The sequence below is a fragment of the Bacillus sp. F19 genome, from assembly GCA_023823795.1.
GTDB lineage: Bacteria > Bacillota > Bacilli > Bacillales > Bacillaceae > Bacillus_P.
In genome coordinates this window covers 1,697,290-1,717,588 of sequence record CP085710.1, presented here as the reverse complement: position 1 = coordinate 1,717,588, position 20,299 = coordinate 1,697,290, and the positions used below count along the sequence as shown (strand labels likewise).

General features: G+C 42.4%; 18 protein-coding genes, 1 pseudogene and 2 riboswitches. Of the genes and pseudogenes, 7 read left to right on the top strand and 12 right to left on the bottom strand.

Going from position 1 to position 20,299, the window contains the following annotated elements; translation table 11 throughout:
* Positions 1 to 144 precede the first annotated feature (144 nt).
* On the top strand, positions 145 to 876 hold the full coding sequence (locus LIT25_08645) for a ZIP family metal transporter (protein USK35345.1): 732 nt from the start codon (positions 145 to 147) through the stop codon (positions 874 to 876).
* Between the two features lie 487 nt (positions 877 to 1,363).
* Here the strand turns inward: LIT25_08645 and LIT25_08640 are convergent, their stop codons facing one another.
* From LIT25_08640 to LIT25_08605, 8 genes are all read right to left on the bottom strand, one after another.
* Entirely contained in the window at positions 1,364 to 1,612 is a 249-nt protein-coding gene (locus LIT25_08640; GenBank protein ID USK35344.1) for an aspartyl-phosphate phosphatase Spo0E family protein, read from the bottom strand.
* A gap of 229 nt (positions 1,613 to 1,841) precedes the next feature.
* Positions 1,842 to 2,126 (bottom strand): hypothetical protein, encoded by a 285-nt coding sequence (locus LIT25_08635; GenBank protein USK35343.1) that lies wholly within the window; start codon positions 2,124 to 2,126, stop codon positions 1,842 to 1,844.
* Between the two features lie 1,065 nt (positions 2,127 to 3,191).
* Positions 3,192 to 3,845, bottom strand: coding sequence for a cyclic di-AMP binding protein CbpA (gene cbpA / locus LIT25_08630; GenBank protein USK35342.1), 654 nt, complete (start codon positions 3,843 to 3,845; stop codon positions 3,192 to 3,194).
* A 394-nt stretch (positions 3,846 to 4,239) separates the two neighbouring features.
* Entirely contained in the window at positions 4,240 to 4,773 is a 534-nt protein-coding gene (locus LIT25_08625) for a cupin domain-containing protein (GenBank protein USK35341.1), read from the bottom strand.
* Between the two features lie 17 nt (positions 4,774 to 4,790).
* Positions 4,791 to 5,429: a methylthioribulose 1-phosphate dehydratase gene (locus LIT25_08620; protein USK35340.1), complete on the bottom strand. Its 639-nt coding sequence runs from the start codon at positions 5,427 to 5,429 to the stop codon at positions 4,791 to 4,793.
* Positions 5,426 to 6,088 carry a 2-hydroxy-3-keto-5-methylthiopentenyl-1-phosphate phosphatase gene (gene mtnX, locus LIT25_08615; protein USK35339.1) on the bottom strand — a complete coding sequence of 221 codons (663 nt, stop codon included), beginning with the start codon at positions 6,086 to 6,088 and terminating at the stop codon, positions 5,426 to 5,428. The genes LIT25_08620 and mtnX overlap by 4 nt, the downstream gene beginning before the upstream one ends.
* Entirely contained in the window at positions 6,085 to 7,323 is a 1,239-nt protein-coding gene (gene mtnW, locus LIT25_08610) for a 2,3-diketo-5-methylthiopentyl-1-phosphate enolase (GenBank protein USK35338.1), read from the bottom strand. Before mtnW ends, mtnX begins: the two co-directional genes overlap by 4 nt.
* Before the next feature lie 177 nt (positions 7,324 to 7,500).
* Positions 7,501 to 7,609, bottom strand: a riboswitch (SAM riboswitch).
* An 81-nt stretch (positions 7,610 to 7,690) separates the two neighbouring features.
* Positions 7,691 to 8,863, bottom strand: coding sequence for a pyridoxal phosphate-dependent aminotransferase (locus LIT25_08605; GenBank protein USK35337.1), 1,173 nt, complete (start codon positions 8,861 to 8,863; stop codon positions 7,691 to 7,693).
* 92 nt (positions 8,864 to 8,955) lie between these two features.
* Here LIT25_08605 and LIT25_08600 point away from each other — a divergent pair.
* From LIT25_08600 to LIT25_08575, 6 genes and pseudogenes are all read left to right on the top strand, one after another.
* Positions 8,956 to 9,754 (top strand): annotated as a pseudogene (locus LIT25_08600) (carbon-nitrogen family hydrolase).
* 293 nt (positions 9,755 to 10,047) lie between these two features.
* Positions 10,048 to 10,208, top strand: a riboswitch (SAM riboswitch).
* A 96-nt stretch (positions 10,209 to 10,304) separates the two neighbouring features.
* Entirely contained in the window at positions 10,305 to 11,495 is a 1,191-nt protein-coding gene (gene mtnK / locus LIT25_08595; GenBank protein ID USK35336.1) for an S-methyl-5-thioribose kinase, read from the top strand.
* A 12-nt stretch (positions 11,496 to 11,507) separates the two neighbouring features.
* Entirely contained in the window at positions 11,508 to 12,566 is a 1,059-nt protein-coding gene (gene mtnA, locus LIT25_08590) for an S-methyl-5-thioribose-1-phosphate isomerase (protein ID USK35335.1), read from the top strand.
* A 1-nt stretch (position 12,567) separates the two neighbouring features.
* Positions 12,568 to 13,695, top strand: a complete 1,128-nt coding sequence (locus LIT25_08585) for a sugar ABC transporter substrate-binding protein (GenBank protein ID USK35334.1) — start codon at positions 12,568 to 12,570, stop codon at positions 13,693 to 13,695.
* A gap of 2 nt (positions 13,696 to 13,697) precedes the next feature.
* Positions 13,698 to 15,242, top strand: a complete 1,545-nt coding sequence (locus LIT25_08580) for a sugar ABC transporter ATP-binding protein (GenBank protein USK35333.1) — start codon at positions 13,698 to 13,700, stop codon at positions 15,240 to 15,242.
* Positions 15,178 to 16,185 carry an ABC transporter permease gene (locus LIT25_08575; protein ID USK35332.1) on the top strand — a complete coding sequence of 336 codons (1,008 nt, stop codon included), beginning with the start codon at positions 15,178 to 15,180 and terminating at the stop codon, positions 16,183 to 16,185. Before LIT25_08580 ends, LIT25_08575 begins: the two co-directional genes overlap by 65 nt.
* Positions 16,186 to 16,198: 13 nt before the next feature.
* Here the strand turns inward: LIT25_08575 and LIT25_08570 are convergent, their stop codons facing one another.
* From LIT25_08570 to LIT25_08555, 4 genes are all read right to left on the bottom strand, one after another.
* Positions 16,199 to 16,669, bottom strand: a complete 471-nt coding sequence (locus tag LIT25_08570) for a GNAT family N-acetyltransferase (protein ID USK35331.1) — start codon at positions 16,667 to 16,669, stop codon at positions 16,199 to 16,201.
* Between the two features lie 10 nt (positions 16,670 to 16,679).
* Positions 16,680 to 17,261, bottom strand: coding sequence for a metalloregulator ArsR/SmtB family transcription factor (locus LIT25_08565; protein ID USK35330.1), 582 nt, complete (start codon positions 17,259 to 17,261; stop codon positions 16,680 to 16,682).
* Between the two features lie 1,460 nt (positions 17,262 to 18,721).
* A complete protein-coding gene (gene kynA, locus LIT25_08560) occupies positions 18,722 to 19,552 on the bottom strand; it encodes a tryptophan 2,3-dioxygenase (GenBank protein USK35329.1) in 831 nt (276 codons plus the stop codon).
* Between the two features lie 243 nt (positions 19,553 to 19,795).
* Positions 19,796 to 20,290 carry a methylated-DNA--[protein]-cysteine S-methyltransferase gene (locus tag LIT25_08555; protein USK35328.1) on the bottom strand — a complete coding sequence of 165 codons (495 nt, stop codon included), beginning with the start codon at positions 20,288 to 20,290 and terminating at the stop codon, positions 19,796 to 19,798.
* Positions 20,291 to 20,299 lie beyond the last annotated feature (9 nt).

The following is a 20,299-nucleotide window of genomic DNA, read 5'->3' as shown; positions in this document are numbered from 1 at the left end:
GATTATTAGCAAGAATACTATTATTTCCCGAAAAAAATAACCTCATATGGCGAAAAAACAAGAATGAATCCATTCGCTATCTTTTTTGATTTTTTTTCGGCTATAATATGGCTATTACATATATGCACGAAAAGGAGTTCAGCCATGACTGAGGTTTTAATCGGAAGTACGTTATCAGCTCTAGCAACAGGATTTGGAGCTCTTCCCATCCTGTTTCTTCAAAAAACCATAACGCATAGATGGAGAGATATCCTGCTCGCCTTTACAGCCGGAATCATGATGGCGGCATCAATGATGAGTCTTCTGCCTGAGGCACTGAACCAGGGAGGAGTCTTTCAGGTTTGTGCGGGACTTTTTCTGGGCGTGCTTGTTTTAACAACACTTGAAAAGAAAATCCCCCACATCGATCTTGAACATTCAAGATACGGAATCGAATTTGACCAGAAGGCTATTCTGATTATTGCTGCCATCACATTGCATAATCTGCCTGAAGGATTATCAGTTGGGGTAAGCTACGCATCAGATCAAAGTGAAACTGGAAATTTGATCGCTTTCGCCATCGGGCTTCAAAATGCTCCAGAAGGATTTTTGGTTGCCCTGTTCCTTATAAACCAGAATATCGGCAAATTCAAAGCATTGCTAATCGCGACGTTGACAGGTGCGGTTGAAATTATCACTTCGCTGCTTGGTTTCTATTTAACTTCATTTGTAGAAAACCTTGTCCCCTATGGTCTGTCTTTTGCAGCGGGAGCCATGCTGTTCATCATCTATAAAGAACTGATTCCAGAAAGCCACGGGGACGGCAACGAGCGGAATGCGACCTATTCATTTATTCTCGGCATTCTCTTTATGATCGTGCTGATTGAAACCTTATAAGAAAAGCTCCTAAATCTTTAATCAAAAAACCTGTTACTCCCGAGAGTAACGGGTGTTTTTCTCAAGTTGGCAAGTAAGATATTTGGTCATTTGGTTAAGTCAATCGCATTAAAAAACGCCCGATTTTTGAAGTGACCCCAAAAAGTTAGACTGGTTATTTCATTACGCAGCTTCTAGGGCTTGAGTCCGGCGTGGAAATAACTATTGTCACCTGCTGATTCATATGCACTGGTAAGGGGGTTGATTCCCAGAAACACGATTCACTCAAAGGTACTGGATACTTTAAGAGTGCAGTACCTCAAATCCGTCAAACAAGCTTTGGACAAGTTGAGTCCGTAAAACCGCTCCCCCCTTATTTTTCAGCTGTTAAAATTACAATATAAAAAAGGTACAAATTGCTGTGCAATTTAGTACCCTTTTACATCTATATGTCTCCGTTTTTTCCATCAAAAAACAGAACCCATTTATCCTGCGAGTATTAGGTTATTTATATAGTCAAGCCATCCCTTGCCGTCCATTTCTTCATAGACTCAATAAATTGCAGAAATGGCGGATTCGTTTTATTTTCTTCTTCAAAAAGAATCTGCTGATATTTATTTAGCAGCATGTCCAATTCCTGACTGCACTGAACAGCGCCCTCACACGTATATCCTCCTGCTCTTGCCGTATCGATCATTTCCTTGCGTTTAGAATCAATACTCGCCAATAATTGAGACTTGCTCATTTCGATTGTCATTTTCTTCCCTCCGCCTCATCTCTTAAGTATCTATATTGGGAATAAATATACAAATAAATTATTACAGATACTTCTAAACTTGTAAATAGATTAGCAATATTCGACAATAATATTGAGAAATAATATGACAATTTTGTTAAATTTATTTAAGTTACCACGTTTTTCCCGAATTTGTGGGGGTTTAAACTTGCAGTTTTTATAAAAAAAGAAAAAAGAGCCCTCAGGCTCTTTAATAAGGATCTGCTTCATGACCCATTTTTTCAGCTTTTTTTACTGTTTGTTCAGCAGCTGCAGAACTGGTGTGATCTTTCATTTGACTGGATTTTTCCAGACTTTCAGCTAAACTCACGCCATAATACTTGTCAAAATTTGTAAAATATTCAATCATTTTATGCTGGATTTGCGGGCTGATGGAGTGCCCCAATTTGCTGTTTTGGGTACTTGGAATTGCGTGTTTGCCAAATCGAGTGCCCCAATTTGCTTTTTTGGGTACCTGGAATAGTGTATTTGCCAAATCGAGTACCTCAATTTGCTGTTTTGGGTACCTGGAATAGCGTGTTTGCCAAGTCGAGTACCTCAATTTGCTGTTTTGGGTACCTGGAATAGCGTGTTTGCCAAATCGAGTACCCCAATTTGCTGTTTTGGGTACCTGGAATAGTGTTTTTCCTGAATCGAGTGCCCCAATTTGCTGTTTTGGGTACCTGGAATAGTGTTTTTCATGAATGGAGTACCCAAATTTGCTGTTTTTGGTACCTGGAATAGCGTGTTTGCCAAATCGAGTACCCCAATTTGCTGTTTTGGGTACCTAGAAAAGCGTATTTGCCAAATCGAGTGCCTCAATTTGCTGTTTTGGGTACCTGGAATAGCGTATTCGCCAATTCGAGTACCCCAATTTGCTGTTTTGGGTACCTGGAATAGCCTATTTGCCAAATCGAGTACCTCAATTTGCTTTTTTGGGTACCTGGAATAGCCTATTTGCCAAATCGAGTGCCCCAATTTGCTGTTTTGGGTACCTGGAATAGCGTCTTTGCCAAATCGAGTGCCCCAATTTGCTGTTTTGGGTACCTGGAATAGTGTTTTTCCTGAATGGAGTGCTCCAATTTGCTGTTTTGGGTACGTGGAATAGCGTATTTGCCAAATCGAGTGCCCCAATTTGCTGTTTTGGGTACCTAGAATAGCGTATTTGCCAAATCGAGTGCCCCAATTTGCTGTTTTGGGTACCTGGAATAGTGTTTTTCCTGAATCGAGTACCCAAATTTGCTGTTTTGGGTACCTGGAATAGTGTTTTTCCTGAATGGAGTGCTCCAATTTTCTGTTTTGGGTACCTGGAATAGCGTATTTGCCAAATCGAGTACCTCAATTTGCTGTTTTGGGTTGAAGCGCATCATTTGATATCAGCTCTTATTTTTCCCACTCCTCAAATGCAAGATAAGTATCTTCTGCCTGCCCATCCTACCTCCCATTCTAAACGTGCATATACCATTTATTTCTAATATTAAAAGGCATAAACAACTTAATTGGCAAAGAAAAACAGCAGATCGAATAGCTCGTCCTGCTGTTTTTTAGTGTGACATTCCTTTTACTTTGTCAATACTTTTTCTCCGAGATTCACATCATCAACTGACGTTACCCGGAAATCTTTTTCTTCTAGCTTCTTAATTATTTTATTCAGCTTTTTCTCAGAAACGTCATGAGAGAGGTTGATTATGATTCTTCTTAAATATGTATCGCCATTATCGAGCGTCAGAAGTCCTTCGATGTTCACATCCTTAATCGAAGAGACAAGATCCATAATCGCTCCTTTATGCTCTTTCGTGCCGACTGTCAGAATATAGCCGCCTGTCTTCATGCCAAACGAATCCTCAAGTACATCCATGACATTACCGTGCGTAATAATGCCTGAAAATTCCTCTTTATCATTCAGCACCGCTAAAAATGGAAGACGTCTGATGGTAAGGAATGTCTTAAAGAAAGAATCCTCTTCATAGATAAACGCATCCTGATCCTGAATCAGAGCCTCGATCGAATCCTCATCCTTGCCCTGCTTTTCTACATAATGATCAAGGAGATCCACTTTATAGATTAAGCCGGCAAACGCTGTGCCATTCTCTCTAAGCACGGGAATACTCCGGTACCCTGACTCCTTCAGCAATTCATAAGCTTCCTTTACTGTGCTTTCCGCCTTGCAGTACCTGACATCCTCTTTTTTCACGAAATTGTAGCGAATCTTCATCTTTCCAATCCTCCCTTTTATGCTTATTTATTGTTGAAAATTTACCATAGAAACATCAGATAGTAAAGAAAATTAAGATTATATTGAATTTTTTCCGGTTTTGCTTATTATTCTGGCATCCAGCTGGGGGATTTCAGGGCTGTTACTTGCAGATTAAAGATTATGTTCGATTGGATTCATATTGTGCTTGCTTCACAAGGATTTCTCCTCCTTCACCCAAATTACCTGCTGCCAAAATAATTTAGAATGAAGCAATCTGTGCGTAAATTCGTTTTTCTGTGCACTCTTCCAGCTGATTTCATATTCGGGTCATTCATTCTTGTTCTGCTGGCTAAAACCCTTTATTTTCATAATAAAAAAACCTCTTCACCATAAAGGTAAAGAGGTTTTCCAATTATGCCTGCTGCTCTTCTTTTTCGTAAATCGGCACCCATCCTTCAGATGTAACGAAAATGCGGACTGCAACAACTTTACGGTCCTCCTGAAGCGTAAAGTAGTGGCGAATGTTTGGCGGTACGGAGATTAAGTCGCCAGGGTTGAGTTCGACATCAAAAAACGAGCCGTCTTTTCCCTGAATGATGAATATGCCGTGGCCGCTGACGATGAAGCGTACTTCGTCATCTGTGTGATGATGCTCCTGCTGAAAATTTTTTAATAGTTGATCAAGATTCGGCGTGCTGTCAGATAGAGAGATGACATCCTGAGCCTTGTAGCCGCGACGCTCTGAGATGTCCGCGATTTCATCCTTGAATACTTGCAGAATTTCCTCTTTTTGCTCATCAGAAAGACTGTAATTCTCTCTTAAAGTTTCCGGCAGCTTCTCGATATCCCAGTGCTCATAGATGACTTCCTGAGACACAAGAAAGGCAGCAACCTCCTTTTGATCCGCGATTCTTTCATTTGTTTCCTGTAATCGTATCGTTGCCATTATATTTCCTCCTATTGTTAAGCTCTTATTGTGAGCGATTTAGCTTGTTTTAAAGATAGGACTTTTAAATGATAGGAAAATAGAAATTCACATGCTTCCAGGACTTTTTTGGCTTCGAAAGCATCTTTTCCCCAAACGGTAATGCCATGATTGCGGATCAAAACAGCACCGGAGTTTCCGTTCACATACTTGCCAAAGTCAGCTGCGAGAGCAGGTATATGAGCCGCATTTTCAATAATCGGAATATGCCACTCTGCATCTTCTTCCCAAAGTCCAAATGCTTTAATGATTTCCTGTCCTTTAAACGTAACGCCGCCGTCATCGCCGTAGAGCTCAGAGATGACATTGTTGTCAACAGTATGGACGTGGAGGCTGCAGCCTGCGTTCGTACGATTATAGATTTCTACATGAAGCAGGGTTTCAGCAGAAGGCTTCAGTTTTGTTTCTTCAAGGGCTTCTCCATGCTGATCGACCAATAGGAAATCTTCACTCGTCTCAATCCGTTTATCCTTACCGCTTGAAGTCACTAAAAACGAGAGCGGCTCTGTTTTTACCTTGATCGCCAGGTTTCCGCTTGTACCTGGAAACCAATCCCTCTCAGCAAGCTCGCGTTTAACCGCGGCAAGCTCGCTCCAGCGCTGATTTAAAAGACTCATGATACCGCCTCCTGCTTTTTCTTAAGTCCATCTATTACATCAAAGAACGTAGTAAATTCCTGATGCGGAAGGTCCAAAGACTTGCATTTTCCCAGAAGAAAATCTCTTGCAAACACAAAGTCTGCAAGTTTTGAAGCCTCTAAATCAGTAACAGAATCACCAATGACAATGACTTCCTGATCTGGTTCCGCAAGCTTCCTGATTAAACTCGGCTTGCAGCAGCCACAGTCATTGCTGCACTGATCATCACATGAGTTTGGCCATAAGATTTCAATTGCCTGACCGCCGAAATCACCTTCATTGCAGTAAACGCGGCTCCTGTCAACCAAGCCATTCAACAATGGGTGCACAAAAAAATCAATGCCTCCACTTACAATATACAGAGGGATTTCTTCCTCCTCCGTAAATTGAACAAATTCACGGAATCCATAGCGAAGCTGAGCCGTAAAAAGCAAGTATTGAATAATATCATATTTCAGCTCTGTTGGAATCAGCTGAAACATTTTCCCTACTCCTGCCCGGACAGAAATCCGCTGACTTAATACATCATCCTTCAAAGCGTTCCACTCTGGCGGAGCAAACTTCTTCATGATGGCAATAATGTTGTCAGTATTTGTGATGGTTCCGTCGAAATCACAGATGATAATCGGCTTGCTCATTTGCTCACTTCCACCTGCCCCCAAAGATCCAGCGCGATTCTTAAATCGGCATTTTCATTTGCTTTTTCAGTCAAGGAGATGCCTTGTAATGCCGCATCGATCGCTGCACGGAAAGCTTTTCCGCCTCCAGCAGCGCCGTTTGGATGTCCGTGCACACCTCCGCCTGCGTTAATCACGCTATCTAACCCGAAATCCTGGATTAAGATAGGGACGAGTCCTGGATGAATCCCTGCTGAAGGCACAGGGAATGTTTCCTTCAGCAGCACGTTTTCTTTACAAGCTGCACCTATGGAAAGGGCCGCTTCCCGCTCAAGCGCAACACTTCCATATGGGGATGGAAACAGAGAAAAATCGGCTCCGCTGTATCTCAGCAATTTTCCGAGTAAAAGAGAATGCGAGATTCCATAAAGTGAGGATGACGCCAATGCACCGCTGACAGCGGGATGAGCCATAAGCGGAATGTTGATGTCTTTGTCCTCTGCAAGGCTTTGAAGCACGTCAAGGCCGTAGGCAAAAACATTAAGCAATAGGGCATCTGCTCCAAGCTCTGCCGCACGCTTTGCTTTTTCTTTTAAATCATACGTTTTTCCTGATAAATGAACCGCGTACATCGCTTTATGACCGGTCTGCTCATAAACCTCGCTTAACACTTCTTTGCCGGCAGTAATCCGCTGTTCAAAAGGTGTCAGCGGATTTTCAAAAAGAATTTCATCGTCTTTCACCAAATCAACCCCGCCAAGCACCTGATCTTTAAGCTGATTCTTTAAAAAAGCGAGATCACGTCCGATGACTCCTTTAAAAATACTCATAAGCAAAGGTCTGTCATATACACCAAGTTTTTCACGAATGCCGCTGATGCCGAATTTAGGACCTTGAAACTCAGCAAGAATATCTTCTGAAAAATCCAGGTCCTGAAGCTTTACTTCGCCGTCAAGAGACAGCTTTCCAAACACAGTCGCAAGAATCGCCGGCAAATCATGGCTGAAATTTACTCCAGGGTAAAAAATTTTAACGATGCCTTTTTTGACGCGTTTGTTTAAAAAAGCTGAGACCTTATCATCAGCCTCAAATTCTTCTGCCGAGATGACCTTCCCTTTGTGCTGCTGCAATTGTATCTGCGTCAGTTCCGGAAGATCCGTCCATGACCCAACGGTTAAGCCAAGGGCAATCCCTTCTGCTTTTTTTTCTAAGTTTTTTCCATCATGGATGAGATAGGTTGCTGTAACGCCGCTCATATTTGTACCGCCTTCCATAACAATATTAGAAATGCGCAAGCGCCCTCAGCTAGAGGCATGGCCGAGGAGTTGGGCTACACTGCTTGCCATCAATGCGCAAAATTTTATCCTTTCGTAATCAATAAAAAAGGCCCCTTTCCGCTAATCGAAAAGAGACCTTATCTATCTTGGCTAAGATCCTTATCTATCAGCGAATGCTGCAAGATTTAGCACCGTGCTTAAACCTTGGTTTAAGTCGGTTGCCGGGCTTCATCGGGCTAGTCCCTCCACCTGCTCTTGATAAGAATGGCTTATTTATTTTATGTTCTGAATAACCTGAAATTAATTTGGATTATGACAGTTTTTCAAAAGACTGTCAACCGCCATTTCAAAATAAATTCAAAGATTTTATCCGTTTTGCTGCTTCTCTCAGTCTATCTTCAGAGGTTAAAAGTCCTGCCCTTACATAGCCTTCTCCGAACTTCCCAAAACCTACACCAGGCGCAACACAGACATGTGCGTGCAGAAGGAGATATTCGGCAAAGGATTCTGAAGTATAACCTGCAGGAACAGGCAGCCATGCAAAAAACGACCCCGGCGGCGCTTCAACCTGCCAGCCAATTTCATTCAGAGCAGTGATGAATGCATGCCGTCTGCTTTCATACCGCTCCACCAATTCATCCACACAGGTCTGTGATTCAAGCAGGGCAACTGCAGCAGCTTCCTGGACAGCGCTGAACACACTTACAAACATGTGGTCCTGAAACAGGTTAATCGCTTCAATGACACTTTCATTGCCTATCGCAAAACCAATCCTCCAGCCCGCCATATTATACGTCTTCGAGAGCGTATAGATTTCAATCCCAGTCTCTTTCGCTCCTTCAACTTCCAAAAAACTGACAGGTTTTTTTCCGTCAAATCCAATGGCGCCATAGGCAAAATCATGGACAACACAAATTTCATTTTCTTTTGCAAACTCGACTGTTTCTTCAAAGAATTCTTTTGAGGCAACAGCACCGGTCGGATTGTTCGGGTAATTCAAAAACATAAGCTTTGCCTGTTTCTTCGCTTCTTCTGAAAGTTGCCCATAATCCGGCAAAAACTGATTATCTTTTACCAGCGGCATAAATTCCATCCTTGCCCGGGCAAGCTCTGCCCCAGACCAATAGTCAGGATATCCGGGATCCGGTACGAGAACTAAATCATCCGGGTCCAGTAAACATTGCGGAATTTCAACAAGTCCCGCTTTTCCGCCAAACAAAATGGCCACTTCTTTGTCAGCATTAAGTGTTACACCATACTCCCGCTTGTAAAATTCCGCAATTGCGTCTTTAAGAAATTTCTGTCCGCGAAACGGGGAATATTTGTGATAGTCCGGATTTTCTGCCGCCTCTTGAAGAGCCTTAACAATATGAGGCGGTGTTGGCTGATCAGGATTCCCCTGTCCAAGATTAATAACGTCATGTCCCGCTTCGATAACTGCATTCACTTTTCCTACGAGACTTGCAAAAAACTGCTTTGGAAGCTTATTTAATAACTGTGATTGATTGAAGTTTTTCATGTTTTACACCTTCTCAAAAAATTCTTGAAATTCTAGTGAAAAATCATATATTGTTAGAGTCAGCTTGTAAAGAAAAATATTTCGAGGCGGAGATGACGATTGATGAATCCAAAAGTGGCATGCCTGCAAATAGACCTTGTTTTTGGTGACCCTGAAGCAAATATTGAAAATGTAAAAAAAGAAATAGAAAAAATTGCAGCATCCGAAAAACCTGACGTAATTGTTCTGCCTGAACTTTGGACAACGGGCTATGATCTAACTAGGCTCGATGAGATCGCAGACCCAAACGGCAGCAAAACAATTGCTCTAGTAAGCAGTCTGGCTAAAACATATGAAGTCAATATTGTGGCAGGTTCTGTTGCGAAAAAAACAGAGTCAGGCGTAACGAACACGATGTATGTTTTTAATCGGCAAGGCGAACTTAACCATGAATACAGCAAGCTGCATCTTTTCAAACTGATGGATGAGCACCTGTATTTAAACGGCGGGACTGCAAATGGCCTGTTTCAGCTTGACGGTTTGCAGAGTGCCGGAGTGATTTGCTATGACATTCGATTCCCTGAATGGATCCGCGTCCATACGACACAAGGAGCTGAAATCCTTTACGTTGTGGCAGAATGGCCGCTCCCAAGACTTCATCACTGGAGATCCATGCTGATTAGCCGTGCAATTGAAAATCAATGTTTTGTTGTAGCCTGCAACCGCTCAGGCAGTGATCCGAAAAATGAATTCGCCGGTCACTCGATGATCATCGATCCGTGGGGAGAAATTTTAGCTGAGGCCGGTATAGAGCAAACCTCGCTTACAGCAGTCCTTCAGATGGAGAAAGTTAAAGAAATCAGGAAACAAATTCCTATTTTTAAAGACAGACTTCCTCATTTTTACTCTTAAAAAAAGTATTGACAGTTTTTCGTCATACCTGTTAACATTCAGAACAAGTGATAAATTCCAAATTATGCGAATACATTTTTTTATCCCGCATTAACGGGCAGTAACTCCTCTACCCTAAGCCTATTTTGATTTTAAACAATAAAACCTAGGTGTGGAATAACTGCCCGTAAAAGCCCGATTGGCTCAACTAGCAATCAGTGGGGGGTGAAATGACCCCCCCACTGATTGAAGTTTCACTTTATCACCAACCTATTGAAGTTTCACTTTATCACCAACCTTTAATTTCATACTATCTCTTATCAAGAGTAGGCTGAGGGATTTGGCCCGATGACGCCCAGCAACCGACCGTAAAACCATTGTAAAATGGGGCGCAGTTTTTTATGCGCGGGGAGATTACTCCTACAAGGCACGGTGCTAATTCCAACAGAAAGAAGTTCTTTCTGGCAGATAAGAGGTGCGAAGCCTATGCCTTCAAGCCTCTTTCACTGTGGAAGAGGCTTTTCTTATTGCCTGAAAAGCCTCTAATTTTAAAACTGGAGGGTTATAAACCATGTCAAACTATCGATCATCTGCTTATGAACCGTTAACTGAAAGCGCCGCTGCAGCTCTTGCCATCAGACTTGGGTTGTTTGAAGAAAAAAGTGTCCTGACGTGCAGGGAAATTGGCGACGGTAACTTGAACCTTGTTTTTCACATTGTGAATCAAAATCAAAAAGGATTCATCATCAAACAAGCCCTTCCTTATGCAAAGGTAATCGGCAAGAGCTGGCCGCTTACTCTTGACCGTGCCAGAATCGAAAGCAGCGCCCTGCTGAAACAGGCTGAAGTTGCAAGTGCATATGTGCCAAAGATTTACTATACCGATGAAACTTTAGCGATCACAGCAATGGAGGATCTCTCTTATTTGCAGATTGCTAGAGCCGGATTGATAGAAGGCAGAGACTTCCCGCTATTAGGACGGCATATCGGCGAATTTTTAGGAAAGACATTATTCTATAATTCTGATTTCGCACTGAATCCGAAGGCAAAAAAGCAGCTTGTCAAACAATTTTCGAACCCCGAGCTTTGCAAAATAACTGAAGATTTCGTCTTTACAGATCCATTTTTCGACTATGAGTCAAACAGCTTTGAAGAAGAGCTGAGACAAGATGCTGAAAACATTTGGAACGATAGTCATTTAAAGCTTGAAGTAGCTAAATTAAAGCATAAATTCCTGACGGAAGCTGAAACGCTTGTTCACGGGGATCTTCATACAGGAAGTATTTTTGCAAGTGAAACGGAAACGAAGGTGATTGACCCTGAATTTGCCTACTATGGTCCGATTGGATTTGATCTTGGACACTTTTTCGCCAACCTTTTAATGAACGCCATTTCCAGAGATGAAGCAAATCAGCAGGTTCTTTTGGATCATATCGAGACTGCATGGGCCGTTTTTGAAGAAGAATTTTCAAAAGCATGGAAGAATGACAGTCTGGAAGCTTTCGCAAAAGTTGACGGCTATCTTTCTTTTATCCTGGAGAAAGCATTTGAAGATGCAATTGGTTTTGCCGGCATTGAAATCGTCAGACGCACGATCGGGCTCGCTCATGTAGCGGATCTTGATTCCATCGAGCCTTATGAGCGCAAAATTGAAGCAAAACAGCGTGCGCTTGATTTAGGAAGCAAGCTTGTAAAAAATCGTCAATCGATTAAAACGACTGCAGACCTTGCAGAATCTTTTAAACAAGTACCTGTCAGATAAGGAGAACACATCATGTCATTTACAAATACAATTATTCCCCGTTCTGTCGAATGGAAAGAAACATATATCAGCCTGCTTGATCAGCAAAAACTGCCTGCTGTGACAGAATATATCAAACTTCAGACAATTTCAGACGTTTGGGAAGCGATTAAAGCATTAAAAGTGCGCGGTGCTCCTGCAATCGGAATAACCGCCGCTTTTGGGCTTACGCTCGCTGCTAAACAGTATGAAACCGAGAATTTAGATGAATTTCACCGGCTGCTTGCCCGCGATCATGATTATCTTGCAAGCTCAAGACCTACTGCTGTTAATTTATTCTGGGCCCTTGGCAGGCTGGTAAAAAGCGTACAGTGTGCCGTTTCCGTTAACGAAGTGAAAACCAACCTTCTTCATGAGGCCATTCAAATCCAAGTAGAAGACGAAGCAACGTGCCGCAGAATTGGCGAGCATGCCCTCCCGCTTTTTAAAAACGGCGATTCCGTCATGACGATCTGCAATGCCGGATCAATTGCTACTGCCCGTTACGGCACGGCTCTCGCTCCCTTCTATCTTGCTAAAGAAAAAGACATCAATCTATCCGTCTATGCATGTGAAACCCGCCCGGTTTTACAAGGTGCGCGTCTGACCACATGGGAGCTCATGCAGGCAGATGTCGATGTGACGCTGATTACCGACAATATGGCTGCACACACAATTTTCTCAAAAGGCATATCCTCTATCATTGTCGGCGCAGACCGCATTGCGGCAAATGGTGATACCGCCAATAAAATCGGGACGTATAACCTGGCTCTTTTAGCTTGCGCCTTTCAAATCCCGTTTTACGTAGCAGCCCCGCTTTCTACTTTTGATCCTGAAACGAAAAGCGGTGCAGAAATTCCAATTGAGGAACGCGATCCAAGGGAAATTACGCATTTTGGCGGGCAGCAGATCGCCCCGGATCACGTTAAAGTGTTTAACCCTGCTTTTGACGTAACTCCCCATCATTTGATCACGGGAATCATTACAGAAAAAGGCGTTTTATCCGGTGATTATAGCTCAGAAATTCAGAAAGTATTTAAGGGGGAAGCCTAAAGTGAAAGGGTTTAAGCAGGCATTTATTTTACTTACATTGTTTGCCCTTCTTTTAACCGGGTGCACAAGTGAACAGGATGCTGTATCGGATACAGAACCAAAAGCTGCAGAAGAGAAGAAAGAAGAAACGGCTGCGGCTGTTGCTTCCGGCAGCACCGAAGTACCTGAAGCCGTGCAAAAGCCGCTGAAAATTGCAGCGATCATGCAGATGTCAATTGGAACATTTTCTTCTCAATACATCTCTGGTGTTCAGGAGCAGGTCGAAAAGTTCGGCGGATCCGTCCAAATTTACAACGCAGATAACGACTTATCAAAAATGGCTACATATGTAGAAACGGCCATCACGCAAAACGTTGATGCGATCTTAATTGACCACGGCCGTGCAGATGCCCTCCAAGGCCCTGTAGAAAAAGCTGCAGCCAAAGGAATCCCTGTAGTAGCCTTTGACAGCGACATCAATGTAGACGGCGTAACCGTCATTGATCAGGACGACTACAGCCTTGCCTGGAAATCACTTAAAACATTAGCTGAAGACTTAAACGGCGAAGGTGAAATCGTTACGGTTTGGGTCGCCGGCTTTACGCCAATGGAAAGACGCCACACCATCTATGAAGCGTTCAAACAGCGTTATCCAAACATTAAAGAAGTGGCGAAATTTGGTACAGCAAGCGCCAATACCGCTTTAGATACTCAAACACAGATGGAAGCCATTTTGAAAAAACACCCCAATAAAGGCGATATTGATGCCGTCTTTGCAGCATGGGATGAATTTGCAAAAGGAGCGACGAGGGCGATCAAGCAAGCCGGCCGTGAAGAAATTAAAGTGTACGGAATTGACTTAAGTGATGAAGACCTAGAGCTGATGCAGCAGGAAAACAGCCCATGGACAGCGACTGCAGCCACGGATCCTGCCGAAGTCGGCCGCGTACAGGTTCGCTTTGCTTATCAAAAGATTGCAGGTGAAGAAACACCCAGCATTTATTCCCTGGAACCGCATCTTGTCGAAGGATCAACTCTTCCGGAGCAATCCATTAAAATGGACTCCCTTTCTGAATATGTTCCAGGCTGGGGCACATCTGCTGTTGCCACATCACCTTGGATGAAATTACTTGAAACGAAGGGGGAATAAACATGAGCTCCCTCATCATGGATGATATTTACAAATCCTTCGGTGAAACAACTGTATTAAAAGGCATTTCCTTTACTGCCAAAAAAGGCGAGGTTCATGCGCTTCTCGGCATGAATGGGGCAGGCAAAAGCACGCTGATGAAGATCCTGTCCGGTGACTACAAACCCGATCATGGAACCATTACCATAGATGGCAAAACTTCTGTCTTTCATCATCCTTCTGATGCTAAAAAAGCTGGAATTGGGTTTGTTGTCCAGGAAGTGGACACTGCCCTCTTCCCAACTCTCACAGTCTATGAAAATGTGGCAAACATCCCTGATCAGAAGTCTGCTGCCATCTCTTACAGAAAGCTTAAAGCTGACGCAAAAAAACTGCTGCAGAGGGTTGGCCTCAGCATAAATGTCAGCAAGCTCGTTCAGGAGTGCACTCTGCAGGAAAAGCAGCTGATCTTGCTTGCAAAAACCCTTTCTGCATCTGCTGCTTACATCATTTTAGATGAGCCTACAGCTCCTCTCAGCGATACCGAAACCAAGACTCTCTTTAAAATCATCAGACAGCTTCGCGCAGAAGGTGCAGCGATTATCTACATCTCTCATAAGCTCTCAGAAGTAAAAGAGATCTGCGACAGAGTGACAATTTTACGGGATGGCAGCGTTGTTCACACCGGTGATGCATCTGAAATCGAAATTGCTGAGATCGTAAGGCATATGATTGGCACCGCTTTTCAAATTGAAAAGAGAAAAAAGGGAAAGACATTCGATAAACCTTTATTTCATGCAGAAAATATAGTGGTTGAAAAGTTCGGCAGCAAACTAAGCTTAAATGTTCATGAAGGAGAAATTGTCGGAGTAGCAGGTCTTGCAGGAGCTGGAAAAACCGAGCTTGCAGAAGCATTATATGGTCTAAGCTCCACTAAAGCTTCGATCGTATTTAGAGGGAAACAGGTTAAAATCACCTCCCCTGCAGCCGCCATTAAATCAGGCATTTGCCTGATTCCTGAAGAGAGAAGAAAACAGGGATTGTTTGTTCATGAACCTGTATCGGTGAATTTGTCGATTCAGTCGCTTCGCTCCATCGCAAACGGCCTGTGGATTTCAAAGCAAAAGGAACAAGCTTTAGCCAACCGGCTGATCAGCCGGTTAAACATTTCTGCAGCCTCCCCTTCTATTTCCACAAGTCTGCTGAGCGGAGGAAACCAGCAGAAGGTCGTAATTGGAAAATGGCTTAACACTGATTCTTCTCTCTTTCTTTTTGATGAACCGACAAAAGGGATTGATGTAGGTGCAAAAAAAGAAGTATTTCAGCTGATTCACAAGCTTGCGGGTGAAGGAAAAGGGATTGTCTATTTTTCCGGTGAGTGGGAGGAACTGCTGGAGGTCGCCGACCGCATCATTATTTTAAATAAAGGAAAAGTGGCCAAAGTCCTCACACACGAGGAAGCAACGATTGAAAAGCTCATTTATTATGCATCAGGAGGTGAAGATGATGGAGGAAGCCGTCGTCATCAAGACAAAAAAACAAAGGAGCATTCTGCCCTTTCTGTATAAACACGGCACGGTGCTCGTCATTTTAGCTGTTACCATCTACTTCAGCATTGCGGTGGACGAATTTTTAACCTATTCGAATTTCAGTGACATTCTGCGGTCCATTTCAATCGTAACGTTTGTCGCAATCGGCATTACCTTTTCTCTGATTGTTGATGGTTTTGATTTATCCGCAGGCTCGACTGTCAGTCTTGCCACAATTGGAAGTGCGGCTGCTCTCGTTTTATTCAGACAGGAATTGCTTGTTGCGCTGCTTATTCCAATCGTGATCGGTATCGCAGTTGGATTACTCAATTCTTTTTTAGTCGTAAAAGTAAAGCTTCCGGATCTGCTTGCAACACTTGCAGTCATGTATATAGTAAACGGTATTCATTTAACGTATACAAAGGGGTATTCCATTTACAACAGCATGCCTCTTGAAGGCGGCGGTACTGCAACTGGGAAATTTATTCCTTCCTTTCTTTTCATCGGACAGGGCAGTTTGTTTTCCATTCCCTTTTCAGCTCTGCTGATGATCATAACCGTCATTCTTGTTCACCTGTTTTTGCAGTATACGAAGCCCGGCCGGCTATTTTATATGACAGGCGGAAACCGGGAAGCAGCAAGACTGTCAGGTATACCTGTTAACCGTTATCGTACATATGCCTATGTGCTGAGCGGCGTTTTTGCAGCGATTGCAGGAATCATTCTTGCATCTCGGATTGGGACGGGACAGGTTTCTGCCGGTGCCCCGCTTTTAATGGACGGAGTAGCTGCTGCGTTCATCGGCATTTCCGTCTTTGGAGCAGGCAAACCCAATGTCATCGGCACGTTCTTTGGTGCCATCCTAATCGGCATATTGCTTAACGGCTTAACCATGCTGAACGTTCCTTATTATGCTCAGGACATTATTAAAGGAGCAATTTTGGTCGGTGCGCTGGCATTGTCACATTTACAAAAAAAGTAGAGCGAAAATCGCTCTACTTTATTTTCTTCTTATAATGATAAATCGGTCTATTCTCATACAATCCTTCTTTAAAAGCTGTAAAACCCATCCTCTGCCAGAATGAATTCCCGCGTTCATTATTGGTGAGCACCCCGAGTCTGATTTCACTGAAACCCTCCTCAGCAAGAACTTCTTCTGCCGCTTCATATGCTAGCTTCGCAAGTCCCTTGCCCTGAAAATCGCAATGAATGATAAACAAACCAATCCATGGTTTACCGTCATTCGGATTCAGCGGACAATATTCAATAAGTCCTACGATTTGCTCGTCGTGTTTGATCATAAACCGTTTTGCGTTTAATGCTTTTCCCTCTTCACGTTCCTTCTCCAAGTCTTCTTCCGTAACATTCGGTTTTCCGCTTGAAATGAGATTGAAATCCGGATTGGAATTCATGATTTCAAGTTCATATTGAAGATGTTCTTTGCCTCTTGGCTCCAGTTTGATCATATTCCCGCTCCTATTCAATTTTCGCCCATAATTCTTTAGGATTCAGCTCATAAATTCCATCTTCCCGGTACATGATGTGATTGACGATAAATTCCCTTCGAAGTGTTGCAAAATCTTCATGAAACCTTTTAATGTATTCGTTGATCTCTTTTTCAGGATATTTTTTGCCTGCTTCAAAACCATTTGCCAGATGATATAGAACAATAAGCCTTCTTTTTCGCTGAGGCGGAATGGTTTTCAGCTTGCCATCCTTTGTTAAGTAATTTCCAAGTATCTTTGTATGCTCGGCTGTTTTTTCCTGATTCATTTCAAGTTCCCCTTTGCCTGTTACGATTTCCATCATGCCTAGTGACAGCTGCTGCAGAAGTTTTTCATTCACTTGAAAATAAATAGTGTTCTTGACCCTTTTTTCAGATATAAGGCTTATTTCCCTCAGCTTCGTTAAATGATGTGTAATGGTTGGCGGTGTCAGCCCAAGAATACCAGCAAGTGCCTGACCATTTTTAGGACCCTTGGATAAAAGGGCAAGAATGCGGATCCTGGTCGCATCTCCCATGACTTTGTGAAAAGTGACAAGTTTGTTCAGCTGCATTGATTCTTCCTCCGATTAGATGTTTATCTAATTAGATGATAATCTAATTGTTAATCAGAAGTCAATTAAATAATTGGTATTTTTTATATTTTTTCAGCCGAATCAAATGCTACAGTTGTGCTAAGCAAAAAGGAAGCAGAAAATGAGGAATTTTTCATTGTTTTTATGCTCAAGATGTAGGATTGTGAGTTAAATCCCGATTTTTGCGAATTGGATCATAATTTCTGCGAGTTGGAGACTCAATTTTACGAATTGGAACACGGTTTTTGCGAGTTGGAGACTCAATTTTACGAATTGGAACACGGTTTTTGCGAATTGAACCACTTCATACGGGTTGGTCCTTATAAATAACAGGTCGTTCACACTAATTAGCACTGCATTAAAAAATGAGTGATTTTCCATTGTTTTCATGCTCAAGATGTAGGATTGTGAGTTAAATCCCGATTTTTGCGAATTGGATCATAATTTCTGCGAGTTGGAACACGGTTTTTGCGAATTGAACCACTTCATACGGGTTGGTCCTTATAAATAACAGGTCGTTCACACTAATTAGCACTGCATTAAAAAATGAGTAATTTTCCATTGTTTTTATGCTCAAGATGTAGGATTGTGAGTTAAATCCCGATTTTTGCTAATTGGATCATAATTTCTGCGAGTTGGAGACTCAATTTTACGAATTGGAACACGGTTTTTGCGAATTGAACCACTTCATACGGGTTGGTCCTTATAAATAACAGGTCTTTCACACTAATTAGCACTGCATTAAAAAATGAGTAATCTTCCATTGTTTTTATGCTCAAGATGTAGGATTGTGAGTTAAATCCCGATTTTTGCGAATTGGATCATAATTTCTGCGAGTTGGAGACTCTTTTTTGCGAATTGGAACACGGTTTTTGCGAATTGAACCACTTCATACGGGTTGGTCCTTATAAATAACAGGTCGTTCACACTAATTAGCACTGCATTAAAAAATGAGTATTTTCCATTGTTTTTATGCTCAAGATGTAGGATTGTGAGTTAAATCCCGATTTTTGCGAATTGGATCATAATTTCTGCGAGTTGGAGATTCAATTTTACGAATTGGAACACGCTTCTTACGAATTGAGCCACTGCATACGGTTTGGTCCTTATGAATAACAGGTCGTTCACACTAATTAGCACTGCATTAAAAAATGAGTAATTTTCCATTGTTTTCATGCTCAAGATGTAGGATTGTGAGTTAAATCCCGATTTTTGCGAATTGGATCATAATTTCTGCGAGTTGGAGATTCAATTTTACGAATTGGAAGACGGTTTTTGCGAATTGAACCATGATTTCTGCGAATTGGAGACTCGTTCTTCCTGGTTAAAACACGATTGATGCAAGTTGGACACTTCCTGCACTGAGTAACGTTCACTTTATTGAAAAATTCCGCTAAAAAATGCCCAAATCCAGCTGGAAATGGGCATTTTTTAAATCTTTACAGCTTCGTCCGTATATCCCAAAGCTCCGGAAAGAACCGGTGATCAAGGACTTTCTTTAAATAGGTGACTCCGGAAGATCCGCCTGTTCCTTTTTTGAAGCCAATAATGCGTTCTACTGTTTTCATATGCCTGAAGCGCCATTGCTGCAGCCAATCTTCAATATCAATCAGTTTTTCAGCAAGTTCGTATAAGTCCCAGTACGCCTCTGGGCTGCGATACACCTCAAGCCATGCAGACTCAACGGCAGGATCACCTTTGTAAGTTACGGTTACATCCCTGTTCAGTGTTTCATCAGGAATAGGCAGGCCTGCTGCTGAAAGTGCTTTAATGGAAACGTCATAGATGCTTGGTTTATGGAGAGCTTCAGTCAGCTCGCGGTGCAGGTCTGGATCTTTTTTATAAATTTCCAGGACATGTGTGGTTTTGTACCCCAATGCAAATTCAATCATCCGGTATTGAAAAGACTGGAAGCCTGATGCCTGTCCAAGCTTGTCGCGGAACTGAACGTATTCTGATGGTGTTAAAGTTGAAAGAACGTCCCAGGCTTCAATGATTTGGGATTGAATTTTTGATACGCGCGCAAGCATTTTAAAAGCCATAGACAATTCCCCTTTTTCAATGGATTCGATGCTTGCATTCAATTCATGAAGGATCAGCTTCATCCACAGCTCGCTTACTTGATGGATGATAATGAACAGCATTTCATCATGATGGCCAGATAACCGGTTCTGGCTGCTCAGCAGCGGTCCTAAATGAAGATACTCCCCGTATGTCATCCGATTGATAAAATCGGTGTGAATCCCCTTTTCGTCTTTTGGATCATTCATTTAAACTCCCCTTTTTTTAAAATAAAGGAGCTCAAGCTATTGCTTTAACTCCTTTACTTTTTGGTCAAAATCGTCTTTTTCTGATCCTCTGTAATGACATTCATTTTTAGAAATAAATCAGCATAGAATGCGAGTTTATTCGGACGTTTCCACATTCCCATCGTACTCACCCTTTTTGCGCTGAGGCAACTTTTTTAACGATACTAAATAATATGTCGCGCGGGTAATTATGTGACAAGCAAATTACGCTTGGTAAGAAATTTTTTCAAGATCAAGAAGGACTGCCTTTAGATCTGTTTTTGTGCCTGCATAGCCTGTCAGCATTCCTTTAGCGCCAATCACGCGGTGACATGGGATGAAAATCGGCAGCGAATTTTTCTTGTTTGCCTGTCCGACTGCACGGACTGCTTTTGGTTTGCCGATTTTGACTGCGATATCGAGGTACGTACGGGACTCTCCATAAGGAATCTCTGAAAGTGCAGACCACACCTGTTCTTGAAAAGCTGTTCCTGCCTGCTTGAAAGGCAGCTGAAAAGATGTTCTCATGCCTTCGAAATAGTCCGTTAATTGTTTTTTTGCATCCTTTAATAAAAAATGATCATCTGCTTGCTGCATCGGGTGATTCAGCACATAATCTTCGAATTGTTCCTCTGTGAGAAACAGCCTTGTAATGAAATGATCATCTGCAGAAATGATCACCTTGCCAATAGGTGTGTCAACTGCTGTATATGAGTGCATCAGGCTTCC